Source organism: Rhodococcus sp. MurmanLake-1, from assembly GCF_056945715.1.
In genome coordinates this window covers 271,590-288,260 of the sequence record NZ_JBWZNF010000005.1, presented here as the reverse complement: position 1 = coordinate 288,260, position 16,671 = coordinate 271,590, and the positions used below count along the sequence as shown (strand labels likewise).

General features: G+C 62.8%; 16 protein-coding genes and 2 riboswitches. Of the genes, 2 read left to right on the top strand and 14 right to left on the bottom strand.

The annotated features are described in order from the left end of the window. Nucleotides 1–10 precede the first annotated feature (10 nt). The 14 genes from AC2ETI_RS16635 to AC2ETI_RS16570 form a co-directional block, all read right to left on the bottom strand. Complete coding sequence (locus tag AC2ETI_RS16635) at nt 11–1,153, bottom strand: LLM class flavin-dependent oxidoreductase (protein WP_070386607.1); 1,143 nt, start codon at nt 1,151–1,153, stop codon at nt 11–13. Then, on the bottom strand, nt 1,150–1,974 hold the full coding sequence (locus AC2ETI_RS16630; RefSeq protein ID WP_483634138.1) for a DUF1684 domain-containing protein: 825 nt from the start codon (nt 1,972–1,974) through the stop codon (nt 1,150–1,152). The genes AC2ETI_RS16635 and AC2ETI_RS16630 overlap by 4 nt, the downstream gene beginning before the upstream one ends. After that, the gene (locus tag AC2ETI_RS16625; protein WP_020906676.1) at nt 1,971–3,341 is read right to left on the bottom strand and encodes an NtaA/DmoA family FMN-dependent monooxygenase; all 1,371 of its coding nucleotides are present in this window, start codon (nt 3,339–3,341) and stop codon (nt 1,971–1,973) included. The genes AC2ETI_RS16630 and AC2ETI_RS16625 overlap by 4 nt, the downstream gene beginning before the upstream one ends. 24 nt (nt 3,342–3,365) lie before the next feature. Continuing rightward, nucleotides 3,366–4,484 (bottom strand): LLM class flavin-dependent oxidoreductase, encoded by a 1,119-nt coding sequence (locus AC2ETI_RS16620; protein WP_070386605.1) that lies wholly within the window; start codon nt 4,482–4,484, stop codon nt 3,366–3,368. After that, nucleotides 4,471–6,093, bottom strand: a complete 1,623-nt coding sequence (locus AC2ETI_RS16615) for a dipeptide ABC transporter ATP-binding protein (RefSeq protein ID WP_259121682.1) — start codon at nt 6,091–6,093, stop codon at nt 4,471–4,473. The genes AC2ETI_RS16620 and AC2ETI_RS16615 overlap by 14 nt, the downstream gene beginning before the upstream one ends. After that, entirely contained in the window at nt 6,090–6,980 is an 891-nt protein-coding gene (locus tag AC2ETI_RS16610) for an ABC transporter permease (protein WP_483634137.1), read from the bottom strand. Before AC2ETI_RS16610 ends, AC2ETI_RS16615 begins: the two co-directional genes overlap by 4 nt. Next, nucleotides 6,973–7,971 carry an ABC transporter permease gene (locus tag AC2ETI_RS16605; RefSeq protein ID WP_003944382.1) on the bottom strand — a complete coding sequence of 333 codons (999 nt, stop codon included), beginning with the start codon at nt 7,969–7,971 and terminating at the stop codon, nt 6,973–6,975. Before AC2ETI_RS16605 ends, AC2ETI_RS16610 begins: the two co-directional genes overlap by 8 nt. Before the next feature lie 2 nt (nt 7,972–7,973). Continuing rightward, complete coding sequence (locus AC2ETI_RS16600; RefSeq protein ID WP_003944291.1) at nt 7,974–9,611, bottom strand: ABC transporter substrate-binding protein; 1,638 nt, start codon at nt 9,609–9,611, stop codon at nt 7,974–7,976. Nucleotides 9,612–9,748: 137 nt separating this feature from the next. Further along, nucleotides 9,749–9,838 carry a putative leader peptide gene (locus AC2ETI_RS16595; RefSeq protein WP_310504006.1) on the bottom strand — a complete coding sequence of 30 codons (90 nt, stop codon included), beginning with the start codon at nt 9,836–9,838 and terminating at the stop codon, nt 9,749–9,751. 8 nt (nt 9,839–9,846) lie between these two features. After that, nucleotides 9,847–9,941, bottom strand: a riboswitch (SAM riboswitch). Between the two features lie 17 nt (nt 9,942–9,958). Then, nucleotides 9,959–10,549 carry a GNAT family N-acetyltransferase gene (locus tag AC2ETI_RS16590; protein WP_019749497.1) on the bottom strand — a complete coding sequence of 197 codons (591 nt, stop codon included), beginning with the start codon at nt 10,547–10,549 and terminating at the stop codon, nt 9,959–9,961. An 8-nt stretch (nt 10,550–10,557) separates the two neighbouring features. After that, a complete protein-coding gene (locus AC2ETI_RS16585; protein ID WP_097387703.1) occupies nt 10,558–11,667 on the bottom strand; it encodes an FAD-dependent oxidoreductase in 1,110 nt (369 codons plus the stop codon). Nucleotides 11,668–11,677: 10 nt separating this feature from the next. Next, the gene (locus tag AC2ETI_RS16580) at nt 11,678–12,649 is read right to left on the bottom strand and encodes an ABC transporter substrate-binding protein (RefSeq protein WP_020968834.1); all 972 of its coding nucleotides are present in this window, start codon (nt 12,647–12,649) and stop codon (nt 11,678–11,680) included. Nucleotides 12,650–12,683: 34 nt separating this feature from the next. Further along, complete coding sequence (locus tag AC2ETI_RS16575) at nt 12,684–13,469, bottom strand: amino acid ABC transporter ATP-binding protein (RefSeq protein ID WP_046378154.1); 786 nt, start codon at nt 13,467–13,469, stop codon at nt 12,684–12,686. Further along, entirely contained in the window at nt 13,466–14,440 is a 975-nt protein-coding gene (locus AC2ETI_RS16570; RefSeq protein ID WP_020906669.1) for an amino acid ABC transporter permease, read from the bottom strand. The genes AC2ETI_RS16575 and AC2ETI_RS16570 overlap by 4 nt, the downstream gene beginning before the upstream one ends. 191 nt (nt 14,441–14,631) lie before the next feature. Beyond that, nucleotides 14,632–14,726, bottom strand: a riboswitch (SAM riboswitch). A 199-nt stretch (nt 14,727–14,925) separates the two neighbouring features. Here AC2ETI_RS16570 and AC2ETI_RS16565 point away from each other — a divergent pair. Both AC2ETI_RS16565 and AC2ETI_RS16560 read left to right on the top strand, forming a co-directional pair. Further along, nucleotides 14,926–15,693 (top strand): sulfite exporter TauE/SafE family protein, encoded by a 768-nt coding sequence (locus tag AC2ETI_RS16565; protein WP_003944404.1) that lies wholly within the window; start codon nt 14,926–14,928, stop codon nt 15,691–15,693. 37 nt (nt 15,694–15,730) lie between these two features. Next, nucleotides 15,731–16,546, top strand: coding sequence for an HAD-IIA family hydrolase (locus AC2ETI_RS16560; protein WP_029254768.1), 816 nt, complete (start codon nt 15,731–15,733; stop codon nt 16,544–16,546). Nucleotides 16,547–16,671: the final 125 nt, after the last annotated feature.

Here is a 16,671-nt window from a genome sequence, read left to right as displayed (position 1 = left end):
CAAGGCAAGCTCATGCCGCCAGTAGTGCGGGTAGTCCCCATTCCTTGGCAAGCAGCTCGTACGAGCGCAGGCGATCCTCGTGTCGATGGGTCACCCCGGTGATCACCAATTCGTCCGCTCCGGTCAGCTTCTGCAAACTGTCGAGTCTGTCGGCGACGGTGGTGGGTGAACCGACGAACTGCGTGATCAGCCGATCCTCCACTACTGCTTTGTCGGCATCGGAAAGTGGGAGCGCTGTGGCCGGATCGGGGTACGGGATGGCGCCGTGCCCGCTGCGAATGCTGTGTGTCCAGTGCGCGAACGTCGACGCCAACTCTCTCGCCGTCGCATCGTCCTCTGCGGCAACAACATCCGCGGAGACGACGACATACGGCTCCGACAGAACTGCCGACGGTCGGAATGCTGCACGGTATGCCTCGACGGCGTCGAGCGTACTCGAGGGCGCCACATGGTAATTCGCGCCGAACGGCAATCCGAGTCGTCCGGCGAGTTCGGCACTGGGGCCTGCGCTGCTTCCGAACACCCACAGTTCGACGTTGGCGTCCTCGCCGGGACTGGCGTGCAATTCGATGCCGTCGCGGGTGCGGTGGGTGCCGTTCAGGAGCGAGAGTATGTCGTCGACCTGCTGCTCGAAATCCGGCGCCTGCGCACCCGGAAACGCCAATGCCTCGAACGACGCCTGCAATCTCGGTGACGTGAGAAGACCGGTTGGATCGAAGGGCGCCGGGATCACGACGCCGTCGCGTACGACGGTCTCCCGCTTCGATTCTGCCGGGGCGGGCGTTCCGGCAGCGACGGCACGAAGTGCCTCCACCCGACGCTGTCCGCTGCGCCCGATACCGAGATCGATACGACCCGGATACAACGCTTCGACGGTACCGAAGGCCTCGACCACCTGAGCTGCCGTGTTGTTGCCCAGCAGCACGGCGGCCGAGCCGACGCGAATGGTGTTGGTCGCGGCCGCAATCAGTCCGACCAGAACGGCCGGTGACGAGCTGGCTACGCCGACGAAGTGGTGTTCGGCGACCCAGTACCTCTTGTATCCCCACGCTTCGGCAGAACGAGCGAGGTCCAGCGAGTTCCGCAAGGCCTGGCGGGCCGTTTCACCCTCACTGATCGGAGAGAGGTCGAGTACGGACAGGGGCGCGCTCACCTCGGTGCGCTTCCGTCGCGGGTATTCGGGGTCTTCTCGCCGGCTTCCACCGCGAACGACAAACGATTCTCGGCGGGGGCGACGGGGCACGTCGCGTAATCGGTGAAGGCGCAGGGCAGGTTCGACGCCCGATTGAAATCGAGGGCTACCGCACCACCGGGCTCCGGTGCGCTCACGTGCAGCGAGCGTGCGGCCGGGTAGGTGGATACACCACTGGTCGCGTCGGTGAACAGGATGTGAAAGCCGTTGTCCTTGCCCGCGAACGCAATCAGCGTATGCGTTGCACCATCGTGTTCGAAGCTGATGGTTCCGCGGGCGTCGTGATGATGCTCGAGGCGCTCGACGACCGCACCCGTCGTCACCGTGCGAGCCTCCTCGAAAGCTGTGAAGACACCCTCGACGCGCCACTGCGGGTTCGGCTCGAAGGTCGGGATACCACTGAACTGCGCCAATGTCGGGGCCGACGAATCGTGGATCCGCAGAGCCACCTCGCCGGTGCGGCGGATGACCTCGACCAACCGCGCGCCCTGCTTGACGATCAGTCCCGGCGCACCCTCGATCGGATTCAGAGTGACTGAACCGTCCACTGCGACGCCGTCGATCGAGAGGTCGTCGGCCGGCGTCGCGGTGACGACAACGGCATTCGCGTCGGCGCGCCACGCACCGGGCAGGTCCGCGAAGGTGGAATCGGTGTCAACCAGCCAATGCAACGCAGTCAGGCTCAGCCAGCCGAGTGGTTCACTGAAGGTGGCGTCGCGCGAGGCATGCCAAGCATTCCACTCGCCGGTGAAGGTGCTGGTGGAAGTGTCGGTAACGGTCATGATGCGCGGACTCCTTCAGCCTGCTCGTACGGGTGGCGCAGCCCGAGATGGCTGCGCAGGGTGGTTCCTGAGTATTCGGTCCGGAAACTGCCGCGGTCCTGTAGTTCTGGTACGACGGTGTCGATGAACTCGTCGAGGCCCGCGGGGGTGATGTGGGGAACGAGAATGAATCCGTCGCTCGCGTCGCCCTGGACGTAGGTGTCGATCTCGGCAGCCACCTCCGCTGCACTACCCACGAACTGTTGGCGGGCAGTTACTTCGATGATGAGTTCACGGATGCTGAGGTTTTCGGCCTCGGCCTTGGCACGCCACTGATCTGCGACCGCTCGCGGATCCTTGACGTGGCGGACGCGTCCGCGGGTGATGTTGACGTCGTCCGACGGATCTTCCTTCGGCAACGGGCCGTCGGCGTCGTACTGGGAAAGGTCTCTGCCCCAGACTTGTTCGAGAAAAGCGATGGCAGTCTGGGGTCCGACCTGCTGCCGCCGGATGTGATACGCCTTCTCCTGTGCGTCCGCGGCGTTGTCACCGAGCACGAAGGTGGCGGCGGGGAGAATCTTGAGGTCTGCGTGCGTGCGTCCGTACTTGGCCAAGCGTCCCTTTACGTCGGCGTAGAAGGCCTTGCCTGCTTCGAGCGTTCCGTGCCCGGTGAAGATGGCGTCTGCCTTGGCGGCGCCGAACTCGCGTCCTTCATCGGAGTCACCTGCCTGCAGCAGGACTGGGTGTCCTTGGGGACTCCGAGGTACTTCGAAGCGTCCGGTGATGTCGAACTGCTTACCGGAGTGTTGGAACTGACCGACCTGCTGGTCGGTGGCAAAAACGCCGCGCTCACGGTCGACGATCGGACGATCGATGCTCCAACTGTCCCACAGCGTCCGTACTGCGTCGACCAACTCGTTTGCGCGTGCGTACCGCTCGGAATGCTCCAGATACCCACCGCGGCGGAAGTTCTCACCGGTAAAGGCATCCGAAGAGGTGACCAGGTTCCACGCGGCGCGGCCGTCGGAGAGATGATCGAGCGTCGAGAACTGCTTGGCCAACTCGTACGGCTCGTTGAACGTGGTGTTGATCGTCCCGGCCAGGCCGAGATGCGTTGTCACACCGGCAACCGCGTTGAGAATACTGAACGTATCCGGGCGACCGACCACGTCGAGGTCGTGAATCTTGCCCTGATGCTCGCGCAGGCGCAAACCTTCTGCGAGGAAGAAGAAGTCGAACAATCCGCGTTCGGCACTGCGGGCGAGATGCTCGAACGAGCTGAACTCGATCTGGCTCTTGGACGCCGGATCGGTCCACACCGTGGTGTTGTTCACGCCGGGGAAATGAGCACCCAGATGAACTTGCTTGCGAATCCTGTTCTGTGTCATCGGTGTTCCTGTTCTCTGTTCGCGCTACGCGAACTGATTGACGGGCAACTCGAAACCCAACCGCTCGCGCAGCGTCGGGCCGGTAGTCGGTCGCGGATTGAGATTCGGCACCACGTCCGCCGCGATCTTCTCCACTGCGGCAGCCAAAGCCAAGGGACGCAGGACAACACCGTCGACCCCGGCCAGCCCACCGATCTCGCGAAGGAGGACAGTCAGGCCGGCGCTGTCACCGCGATAGAACAGCGAGTGCGGGGCGTACGGCGCTCCCGCCCATTCCTCGAGTTCCGCCAGAGCGTCGTCGGCGGCTCCGCGATCAGCGCCGAGAAGCACGTCGACGTCGAGGAGAACCCTGACGCTGCGCCCGAGGGCAGCGGCATTCGCGTGGACCAACTTGGCCGTGGCGTTGGCCTCGCCGAGGTCGGTTGCCGAGATCCGAATCAGATCTCCGCGCGCAACAGCGAGCTCGCGTGCCTCCGGCCTGCTCGCGTCGACGGCGATCAGCGGCTGCCCCTGCGGGGAGCGCGGCGTGATGGACGGCCCCTTGACGGAAAAGTTCTTTCCCTCGAAGTCGATGTAGTGCAGCTTGTCTCGATCGATGAATCGTCCGCTCGCAGCGTCCCGTATCTCGGCGTCGTCCTCCCAGCTGTCCCACAGCCGACTGACCACCTCGACAGCCTCGGACGCTTCCTCCCACGCGGACTCGGGGCCCTGCACTGCCTTTCGGCCGAACAACGACGCCTGCTCAGCGGTGTCGGACACCGCGACCTGCCAGCCGGCCCGCCCCGCTGAGGAGTAGTCGATACTCGCGACGGCCTTGGAGATGTGGAACGGCTCGGTGTGCGTGACTGTCGCGGTGGGGATCAGGCCGATACGCGAGGTCACAGCACTCAGCCGTGCCGCAGTTGCAACCGCCTCCAATCTGCCCCGCACTGCGTGCTGGCCCTCGGATTGCAATCCGAACGAGTCAGGGAGGAACGCCAGATCCACCCCACCCCGATCCGCGGCGGTCACCAGGTCCACCCAGTACGAGGGCGTGAACAGATCTTCGGCGCGCGAATCCTCGCGTCGCCAGGAGTACGGATGAGCTCCGGTTCCCTCGAATTCGAGGCCGACCAGGAATGCTCCGGAACTACGCTCGGACATGTTCGGCCTTTCGTGTCGAATGATCCCGCCCGGGGATCGCGTCGAGAAGTGTGCGTGTGTACTCGTTTCGGGGATTGTCGAAAATCTCGGTGGTAGTGCCGATTTCGAGCAATCGCCCGGCCTGCATGACGCCGACGACGTCGCTGATCTGGCGAACAACCGCAAGATCGTGGGAGATGAAGAGATAGGTCAGGCCCAGTTCGCGCTGCAACTCGTCGAGTAGCGCCAGAATCTGCGCTTGCACCGAGACGTCGAGAGCGGACACAGGTTCGTCGAGAACGAGCAGGTCCGGCTTCAACGCAAGCGCACGAGCGATCGCCACCCGTTGACGCTGGCCGCCCGAGAGTTCGGCCGGTTTGCGGCTCAGGAACTGCTCGGGAAGTGCAACCTGATCGAGCAACTCTGCTGCACGACTCTGCTGCTGACTGCGTCCACCAACCTTGAAGGCCCGCAGCGGCTCCGCAACGATGTCCTGGACGGACAATTTCGGGTCGAGTGATGCATAGGGGTTCTGGTACACGAGCTGGATCTTTCGGCGCAGCTCGCGCAGATCGCTGCCCTTGACCTTCGTGATGTCGTGTCCGTCGAAGGAGATGGTGCCGGCATCCGCCTGCTCCAACCGCACGGCGATGCGCGCCGTGGTCGACTTGCCGGAGCCGGACTCCCCCACCAACGACACCGTCTGACCCCGCGGAACAGTCAGCGATACCTCGTTCACCGCGGTGATCGAACTCCCGCGTCCGACGTTGAAACGCTTGGTGATTCCGGTCAACGTCAGCAGCGGGCTCGTATCCTGACGGACCGGCCGATCGACCGGTCCCGAGGACAGGCTCGGAGCCGAGTCGAGCAGCTTCTTCGTGTACGCGTGTCGCGGGTTGTCCAGAATATCTGCGGTGCGGCCGGATTCGACGATCCTGCCGCCCTGCATCACCAGGATCCGGTCCGCGCGGTCTGCGGCCACTCCCAGGTCGTGCGTGATCAGGAGCACGGCGGCACCGGATTCGGCGATTCGCTCGTCCAAGTGGTCGAGGATACGTCGTTGAACCGTGACGTCCAGAGCACTGGTCGGCTCGTCGGCGATGATGAGGGCGGGGTTCGCGACAAGCGCGATACCGATCAGAACGCGTTGCCGCATACCGCCGGAGAGCTCGTGCGGGTACTGGCGTGCTCGGATTTCCGGCCGGTCGATACCCGCGCGCTCGAGCACCTCGACGGCGTCCAACCGGGCTTTGCGACGGTCTGCGAGGCCGTGGATCCGGAGGACTTCTGCAACCTGGTCGCCGATCCTCGTCACCGGGTTGAGCGAGGTCGTCGGATCCTGCGGCACCAAACCGATACGCGCGCCGCGGATTCGCTGCCACGCACGGTCGGAATACGAGTCGATCTGTTCACCCTCGAACTCGACGGTCCCGCCGGTGACGTGGCCACTGCCGGCGAGCAGACCCAATATCGCGTGTGCCGTGGTCGACTTACCGGAACCCGATTCCCCGACCACCGCAACTACTTCGCCCCGACCGACGGTGAAGCTCACGCCGGATACCGCGGGCTCGGCGCCGTAGGCGATCTGTAAGTCGGTGACGGAAAGCAACTGTTCCTCGGTCGTGCTCATCGCCGGTTGTTCCTTTCGATCTCGTGGCCGATACGGTGTGCCGAGATGACCACGGCGACAATCGCGAGACCGGGAAGTGTTGTCATCCACCAGGCATTGGCGAGGAAATTACGTCCCTCGGATACCAGCGATCCCCATTCCGGGGTAGGCGGAACGGCGCCGAATCCCAAGAAGCTCAGAGCCGACACGGCTAGTACTGCCTGCCCGAACTCGACAGCGGACAGCGCGACCACCGGCGCGTAGGAGTTGGGAAGCACGTGCCGACGCAGGACACCGAGCCACTGCACACCTGAACTGAACGCAGCCTCGACGTACTGAGCTCCGCGCACCCGCATCACTTCGGCACGCATCACTCGCGCGAAATTGGCGACCATACTGACGCCGACAGCGATGGCGACGTTGATGGTGCCGAAGCCGAGTGCGGTGACAAGGGCCAACGAGAGCAGCAGTGCCGGAATGGACAGCAGCACGTCGACGATGCGCATCAGCACGGCGTCGACGACGCCACCGACAAAGCCCGCGAGCAATCCGATTATCGATCCCGCCACCAATGCGATTCCGACCGCCACCAAGGTTGCGGTCAGGGACAGCGCGGCGCCGTGCACGAACCGTGTGTACAGGTCACGTCCGAGATTGTCGGTTCCGAACCAGTGAGCCAGGCTCGGGCCCTGCAGTTTGTCCGCCGGGACACCGGACAACGGATCGCCGCTGGCAAAGAATCCGGGTGCGACGGCAAAGCCGATGGCAAGCAACACGATCAACACCGGAATCACCAAGCCGGGCTTTCGGATCCAGCCGATGGCCGTGGACTTTCGGCGCGAAACAACAGGTGCATTCGCCTCGACGCTCGGATCGAGGAGTAGGGGTTCGATCAATGTGTCAGACATGAGCCGGCTCCAGATCGGTCGAGCTTTCGGTATTCGACTTTTCGGTGTGACTCTTCTTCGTCTGGATGATCCGTGGATCTATCAAGGGGTAGAAGAGGTCGACCGCGAGGTTGACGAGCACGAACACGAGAGAGGCGAACACAACGACTCCCTGCACCACCGGGATGTCCTGCGCCATCACCGACGTCTGTGTCAGACGGCCGACGCCCGCGCGAGAGAACACCGTTTCCACAACCACCGAGCCCGCCAGCAGCGTGCCGACCAGCACACCGGCAATGGTGAATGCCGGAATGCTCGCCAGTCGCAACGCGTGACGGGTCTGCACGCGCCAACGGCTTGCGCCCTTGGCGTACGCAGTCTCCACATGCGGCGAACGTAGCGTCGACTGCAGGCTGGTCGTGAGCACCTGCGCGATCACCGCGCCGGTCGGGATCGCCAAGGTGATCGCCGGAAGAATCACCGTTGCGAATCCCTTGTCTCCGAATGCCGGGAAGATGTGCAGACGGAACGAGAAGAGTTGCAGGAGAATCAGGCCCACCCAGAAAGTGGGCACTGCCACACCCAGCGGCGGCAGCGAGAACAACAGGTTCGCGAGCCACCGCTTGCGGGTGTAGGTAGCGAAGAACGCGATCGCCACTCCGAACAACACGGCCAGAACCAAGGCGGTGGTTGCCAGCACCAGAGTGCTGGGCAGCGCCGAGAAGATGGCATCCGTCACCGACTGACCGGTGGAGATGGACGTACCGAAATCGCCGCGAAGAGCATTCGTCAGCGACGTCCAGTACTGCACCCACACCGACTGGTCCAAGCCGTACCGTGCACGAAGCTGATCGAGCGCAGCCTGATCCACTGCGACACCCTGACCGGACGAGTCGGCAGCCATGCTGACGGGATCACTGGGCAGGAGGAACAGAATCACGAACGAGATGGTGAAGGCGGCCCACAGGACCACTGCGGCCTGACCCAGTCGGGTGAGTACGTATCGAGTCATGATTACTTACCCGACAACCATGCGTCGTAGAACTGCAGGCGTGAGGAGGCTTCGAAGTTCAGGTCCTGCACACTCGATCCGGCGCCGATGGCCTGTGAGAGCTCGATGGTGGGGATGGAGAGTCCACGGTCGAGGATCAATTCCTGTGCGGTGGATACCAGTTCGCCGCGTTGGCCGTTGTCCGTGGCTGCAAGCTGGTCTGTGAGTACCTTGTCGAGCTCCGGATCTGCGCCGCGACGGTTCAGGTTGCGGCCTTCGGTGCTGAACGATGCCCGCAGGATGTCGGCGTCCGCGCGAGTGCTGTTGTAATACAGCGAATCGTAATCACCCGATACTCCCTTCTCGGTCCATTCACCGTTCGAGACCAGGTTGAGCTGCAGGTCGACGCCGACCTTCTTGAGCTGCTGCTGTACGAGCTCGAGGATGGCCTGGTTACCCGAGAACACCGGACTGAAGGTGACGCTGAAAGTGAGCTTCTGCCCGTCCTTCTCGCGGATACCGTCGCTGCCGGTCTTCCAACCAGCCGCGTCGAGGAGTTTCGCCGACTTGTCGGCGTCGTACGTCACGACACTGGATTCGTCGCTGTAGAGCGGAGTGGTGTGAGCCAACGGGCTCGTGGCCGGGAAGAACGACGGATCTAGAACGGTGTCGACGAGTTCTTGGCGGTTGATTGCGGGAATGATGGCCTGGCGAACAGCCTGATCGGCGAGAACGCCGCGACTGACGTTGGGCTGGAAGAAGAAGCTCACACCCGGGTTCGGCCTTGTGAGGATTCGTCCGCCTGCGCCCTCGATCTGCGGCGCATCCTGCGGAAGCGCATCGCTGACCGCATCGAGCTGGCCGGAGGCCACGCTGCCTGCCCGCACACCGGATTCGGGGACCACCGTGAAGTCGACGCCGTCGAGGTAGGCCTCGCCCTGATGCGCGACCGCGTCCGACGCCCAGTTGTATCCCGCACGCTTGGCGATCTTGACGCTCTTGTCCTGCTGCCAGTCGGTGTACACGAACGGTCCGGAGGCGATCACCGCTGCACCGGGGCAGCGCTGCTCGGATGCCAGCGCGGTGGTGGAATCGGCGAGGATTCCGAGCTGTGGCGTCGAAGTTGCCTGCAGGAACTGAACATTGGGTCCGGAGAAATTGATCTTCGCCGTGTGAGCATCTACGACGTCGGTACCGGTGTACGAGGACAGGTAACTCTTCGCCAACGACGCGTTCGGTCCGAGATTCTTGACCGAGTCGAAGGTCTTCTTCACCGAATCCGCCGTCACCGGGGTGCCGTCGCTGAAGGTGGCGTCGTCGCGAAGGACGAACGTGAAGCTAGCGGCGTCGGGGCTGATCTCCCAGCTCTTGGCGAGCCACGGGGTGATCTCTCCGGTGTCGGGATTTTGATCGGTCAGCGAATCCACCACGGTCCGAGTGACATACACGGTCTGGTTACTGCCGGCCTGGGCCGGATCGGCGCACGTCGGCGCCTGCGACAGACCGTAGCGAAGGGTTCCGCCGGACTGGGCGGGGCCTGCGTCGGCAGCACTGTCACTCCCGCTGCTGCAGCCGGCGAGGACGGTGCCGAGAACCGAGACAGCACCGATACCGGCGATTACGGTCGCGCGTTTGCGGGCACCGAATGAGGGCGAAGACACCAAGAACTCCTAAAGAGGCATGCCGAAGAGCGCACCCGTCGCCTGAGACGAGAAAGGCGATCGAGCACGAATCACTTGTGAGAGAAGAGAAAACAGACTTGTCGACGACTCGCCTGAGTGTGAATGACTGACCGAGGTCAGTTGGTACAGAAAGATCCCGCGGTGCGGCACAGGTCTACGTGACGACGCGACCAGGCGGTATCGAAACCGCCTTCGACTGCCTTCATTTCGTGTTCCTCCATCGGTCCTGGCGGTAGCACCCGCACCCGATCACTCGGGGGGTTGCTGCGACTTCAATGAGCCAGGTCTCTCGGTCGCTCTGGATGGTCGTTCGCAAGTGTACGAGGTTAAACCCGGGTGTTGTCAACCCGGTCGGTAGGAATTGCTGCTCGAGTCACATTTTCGAGGACCCGAAGTTGTTTCTCGAACGGGTGGATGCCCACCTCTTCGGGCGAGAGTGACGCGTCGTAAAGCGGTGTGTATCCACTGGACAGATACAGCGCGACGGCCTCGGGTTGCCGAGGACCCGTCGTGAGAAACACCCGGTTGTATCCACGAAGTTCGATCTCTCGTTCCAACTCGCGAACGACGGCCTTGCCGAGGCCGCGCTTCCGATAGTCGACCGATGTCCAGATTCTCTTCAGTTCGGCAGTGGTGGAATCGAATTGACGAAACGCACCACCGGCGATCGGCAGACCGTCGTGGGTGAGCACCAGAAGCGCACCCTGCGGGTAGGCAAATTCTTCTGCCGGATACGTCGTGAGATCCTCGAGCATCGCTTCGCGAGTCCCGCCGTAACGCGAACTGTATTCGAGTGCCAACTCCGCGATCAGTGGAGCTGCCAAGGGATCGTCCTGCGATACCGAATAGACCTCTACCGCTCCGACACCCTCGAGCTGTCGAGTTCCGAGCTCCAGTGCCACAACACTTTCCTCCATGAATCTGGTCAACGCTCCCCCAGCCTGAAAACTTCCGGAGCGAGGGTGGTTCCGTCGACGAGGTCCGCCACAAGTTCACCCAAGGCCGGACCGAACTTGAACCCATGCCCCGAGAACCCCGCCGCCACCGTGACGGCGCCGACTCGGTCGATGACGAAGTTACTGTCCGGCGTGCTCGTGTACAGGCAGGTGAGCGACTCGACACGGGTGGAATCGACACCGGGCAACCACGACTCGGCGTACTCCACCAATCGCTGCTCTCCGTCGACATCAGGGGTGTAGTCACGGGTCTGCGGAGTCACCACCGGCCCGGTCGCGTGTTCGCCGATCTTGATCCCGTCCTCGGAACCGAGCCCGTAGATCCCCGCGGTCTCCAATTCTGCGCCGGTGTGGTGGACGAAACTCGGCCACTCGACTCCGGGATCGAGCGGTGCAAAGTGGGCCGGTTGTTCCTGCGTCGTGCGCAGCGTCGGCAATACGATCTCGGAGCCGAGACCGCTGTCTGCGATCAGATCCGCAGTCCACGCACCGGCCGCGATCACTACCTGACGAGCTGCGAGCGTTCCACTGTCCGTCACCACGTCCACGCCGTAGGACGCCCGCGCGAGTGCCAACACCCGAACATCGTGACGGACCTCGGCGCCGGCAAACACCGCTCCCGCCTTCAGAGCGGTCACGGCGCGGTCCGCGTGCAACCGGCCTGCATCGGGGTGATGGAGCACCGTGGTGTCGAATCGCAGCCCCGGCCAACGGGCGGACGCCTCGGCAGGGGTGAGGATCTCGCCCTTGATGCCCGCCTCGAGAAGTATCTTCGCCTTGGACTGCACTGCCTGCGGCAGGCCGTGATCAACGGCACCGGTGAGTTCCAGGAACCCGATGTCCGTCGTGGTCTCCAACTCCCGCCACAGCGGCAGCGCGTCGGCCGCCAACCCGGTGTACAGGTGATTGTCGTACGCCTGACGGTAGATGCGCGAAGTACCGTGCGACGCACCGTGCTTGTGCCCCGGCCCGAACTGTTCCAGCTGAACGACGCTACGTCCGCGCGCCGCGAGCCGCCAGGCGGCGGAGGACCCGACGAGTCCTCCGCCGATGACGATCGCATCGAAAATCTCACTCATGGACGAGAGCTCACTTGGTCTTCGGAAGGCCGGGCGGGTTGATCAGGGACGTGTCGACAGCTTCACTCGTGATGTTCCAGCGCTCGAGGATCTGCTGGTACGTGCCGTTCTCGATCGTGTGGTTGATCGCGTCGTTGATTGCCTTGATCAGGCCATTGTCCTTCTTCACCAGAACCGCGATCTGACCCTGCAGCGTGTCGCCTGCACCGGAGAACTCACCGACAACTTCGGTTTCACCCGACTGCTTGGCATGGAACTGCGACGACGGGTTCGGTCCGAAGTAGGCGTCGATCCGGCCGGACTGCAGCGGCAGGTAGTAGTCGGTGGTGTTCTGGTAGTAGGAGATGTCGGTGGGCGCCAGGCCGGCCGCGACGTTCTGCTCACTCCATTTGACCAGCAGCGCTTCCTGATTGGTGCCCGAGGAGACGGCGATCTTCTTACCCGCGACGTCCTTGGGCTCCTTGATGGAGATCCCGGCTCCCTTCTTGGCTTCGAAGGCGAGGGTGTCGAGTCGGTAGGTGGCGAAGTCGTACTTCTCCTTACGCTCTTCCGTCACAGTCACATTGGACAGGAATGCATCAGCCTCGCCGGAATCGACGCGAACGAAGTTCTGTGCCCAGTCTGCGGTCTGCAGGTCGACCTTCAAACCGAGAACGTCACCGATCAAGTAGGCGAAGTCGGTCTCGGAACCGATGAGAGTGGTGTCGTCGTCGGCGTAGAAGCGGAGCGGCGGAGCGGAACCGGCACTGCCGGTGACGCGCAGCGTGCCACGATCGCGGATGTCCTGAGGTAGCTCGGCGGCGATGGAATCCACCTTGTCGGTGGTAATGCGGTTCTGATCGGCCGTGAGGTTGTAACCCGCAGCAGCGGTGACCTGGGCGCCGTCGGACTCGGCGTCCGCACTGCTGCATGCAGCGCTGAGCAGTCCGACTGTGGCAAGAGCCGAGATCAGAAAAGTCGCGCGACGGGATGGGGAGAACATCAATTTTTCCTTCCGGGAATGAGTCTGGGTCGCGTCAGAGGACGCGGGAGAGAAAAGCTTTGGTCCGTTCGTGGACCGGATTGTCGATCACCTGCGAAGGTGGGCCCTGTTCGACGATGACGCCGCCGTCCATGAAGACCGCAGTGTCCGCCACTTCCCGAGCAAATCCGACCTCGTGTGTGACGATCACCAAGGTGGCGCCGTCACGGGCCAGCTGAGCGAGGACTTCGAGAACCTCGCCGACCAGTTCCGGGTCGAGCGCCGACGTCGGCTCGTCGAAGAGAATGACCGCCGGCCGCAGTGCCAGCGCTCGCGCTATCGCGACGCGCTGTTGCTGGCCACCGGAGAGTTGGCGGGGATACTCGTCCGCCTTGTCCCCCACTCCCACTCGCTCGAGCAGTGCGCGGGCCTCGCGGTACACCTCGTCACGATCACGCTTCTGGGCCGAGAGCGGCGCTTCCACCACGTTTTCCAGCGCGGTCAGGTGCGGAAACAGATTGAAGTTCTGGAACACGAATCCGATGTGCGAACGCTGTTTCAGGATCTCGCGGTCACGCAGTTCGTGGAGCCGATTTCCCTTGCGCCGGTACCCGATCAGTTCTCCGTCGATCCGCACGGTCCCGCGGTCGACCTTCTCGAGGTGATTGAGGGTGCGCAGCAAGGTGGACTTACCGGAACCAGACGGACCGAGAATGACGGTCACTTCACCCTTGCGGACCAGGAGATCAACGCCTGCAAGTACTTCCAGCGTGCCGAACGACTTGTGAATTCCGCGCGCTTCGACGGCATACACCGTCTCTTCGGTCAGTTCTGCGGTCATCGGGTCGCACCTCTCGGAATATCGAGACGCGCATCACGAATCTCTTCGAACTTCTTGCGCGCCTTCTGTACCGGAGTCAACGGAAGCGCACGGGCGGATCCTCGTGCATAGTGGCGCTCCACGTAGTACTGACCGATCGAGAGCAACGTCGTGAGGATGATGTACCAGATCGTGGCGACCATCAGCAGGGGCACGACTCGTCCGTTGCGGCCGAAGATGACCTGCACCTGGTAGAACAGTTCGGCGATTGCCATGGTGGAGACGATCGACGTTCCCTTGAAGAGTCCGATGACCTCGTTGGCGGCGTTGGGGAGGATCGCTCGCATTGCCTGCGGGAGAACGATCTTGAAGAACTGGCGACTGCGCGGAATACCGAGCGAGTGAGCAGCTTCGATCTGACCGTGATCCACCGAGATGATTCCGGAGCGGATGATCTCGGCCGAGTATGCAGCCTGGTGCAGCGCCAAACCGATGACTGCCGCGGTGAATCCGCCGATCACACCGCTGACCTGGAAGGTGAAGAACTCGGGCCCGAAAGGTATTCCGAGAGAAAGCGTCTGGTACAGGTATGTGATGTTGAACCAGAAGAGCAGCTGCACGATGAGTGGAATCGAGCGGAAGGCCCAGATGTAGGTCCACGCGATCACCTGCAGGACCGGGTTTTTCGACAACCGACCGAGTGCCAGGAAAACACCGAGACCGAATCCGAGGATCGTCCCCCACAGCGTCAGTTTGATCGTCATCCACAGCGCGGCGAGCACTGATTTCGCGGTGAAGTACTGCGCGAAGGTCGGCCAGTCCCAGCCGGGGTTGACGACGAGTCCGTGGATGAACTGAGCAAGCAGTACCAGCACGACCGCACTGATCACCCAGCGCAGCGGGTGCCAGGTGCGAGCAACGACAAGCTCCGAGTCCGGAAGTTGCGGCTCGGACACCGACTTTTCGGGGCGGACATCGGTGGGCGCGCTCACGGCGCGCTACCTGACGGAGTGGACATGACGAATAGACCTTTCGGGGAATGGGAACGCAGCTGTGGTCTCGAGTTGGTGAGCTCGAGTTGCGAAGACGACGGTTCGGTCAGCGACAGTGACACGAAGCGGTGCGGCACAGATCGATATGGCGGCGCCTGTGCGGAGCGTGCGAAGTGGAACCCATGTGATGCCTTCCATCGGTCCTGGCGGTAGCACCCGCTCCCGATCGCTCGGGGGGTTGCTGCGACGTCGACGAGCCAGGTCTCTCGGTCGCTCTGGATGGTGAGCAAAGACTAGACCCGAATTGTCTAGTCGTCAAATGTTGTATTTCCCTGCACTGCAAGGGAAATGAAAGATCAACCAGGTTGGAATCGCACTGATTTCAACGGTGCCAGAAGCCGCGTTCGACGTGTTCAATGGAGTGTTCGAACGAAGACCGGGACCGCCGTCTGGACCGACTTTTCCTCTGCCGTACCGTCTGCGGAGTGAGTGGACTCGACGCTTTCTTCATATTGCTGGCCGGCATCGGTGCGGGCGCGATCAACGCCGTGGTCGGCAGTGGAACGCTGATCACGTTCCCGACGCTGGTCGCCTTCGGCATGCCGCCCGTGACCGCGACCATGTCCAACGCGGTCGGGCTCGTCGCCGGCGGAGTTTCCGGCACCTGGGGCTACCGACGCGAGCTGTCCGGACAGTGGGATCGACTGAAGTGGCAGATTCCGGCGTCACTCGCCGGGGCACTACTCGGTTCCTGGTTGCTCATGCATCTACCCGAGAAACTGTTCGAAACCATCGTTCCGGTGCTGTTGGTCCTCGCTCTCGCGCTCGTCCTCCTCCAACCACGCATCCAGGCTTGGGCCAAGAAGCGTTCCACCGAAGAAACGACGCTGTCCACCAAGAGGCTGATGCTCCTGACCGCCGGCACCTTTGCGGTCGGCATCTACGGCGGCTACTTCACTGCCGCGCAGGGCATCCTTCTCATCGGTGTGATGGGTGCCATCCTCCCTGAAACCCTCCAACGCATGAACGGCGCGAAGAACCTGCTCTCACTGCTCGTCAACATCGTTGCAGCGGGGATGTACATCACTCTGGCGTTCGATCAGATCAATTGGGCAGCAGCCGGTTTGATCGCTGTCGGCTCGCTCGGCGGTGGCGTCCTGGGCGCCCGCTACGGACGGCGCCTGTCCCCCACTGCATTGCGCTACACGATTGTCGTCGTCGGCCTGATCGGGCTGTGGCGCCTTCTCGCTTGATCGCCCACATCGGGCGGCACCCGCACATACTGGAGTCATGACCAGTACAGAAGATCAGACCGGTTGGACCTACCTCATGGACATGGACGGGGTTCTCGTCCACGAGGAGCACTTGATACCTGGAGCGGACACGTTCCTGGCAGAGCTGGCGTCGAACGACATCCCGTACATGGTGCTCACCAACAACTCCATCCGAACCCCGCGTGACCTGCGAGCACGCTTGCTCAATTCGGGACTCGACATCCCGGAGAAGTCGATCTGGACGTCAGCGCTCGCTACCGCGACGTTCCTGGCCAACCAGCGGCCAGGCGGCAGCGCCTACGTGGTCGGCGAATCGGGCCTGACCACTGCCCTGCACGACATCGGTTACGTCCTGACGGACAGTGACCCCGACTACGTCGTACTCGGCGAGACGCGCACGTACTCGTTCGAGGCGATCACCACCGCGATTCGACTGGTCGAGCGTGGTTCGCGGTTCATCGCCACCAACCCCGACGCCACTGGGCCGTCGCGTGACGGCTCGCTGCCGGCCACCGGCTCGGTCGCGGCTCTCATCACCAAGGCAACCGGACGCGATCCCTACTACGTCGGCAAGCCCAACGCCTTGATGATGCGCTCTGCCCTGCGGTCCATCGGCGCCCATTCGGCCAACACGTTGATGATCGGCGACCGGATGGACACCGACATCGTCTGTGGCCTCGAAGCCGGACTGCAGACGATTCTGGTGATGACCGGGATCTCGACCCGCGCGTCGGTGGAGCTCTTCCCGTACCGACCCACAGTCGTTCTCGAGTCGGTCGCCGATCTTGTAGGAATGACAACCGATCCATTCCGTAGCACCGCAAACAATTGATTCAATTGCAAAACAAAACCGCGAGTCGGTAATTAACTGGTAAAAAACACTAGATTTGCCAGGATCCGACTCGTCCACTTTGTCCAGCTGGACAAACAAGCGGTTTCTTTCGAAGGAAGATTGCG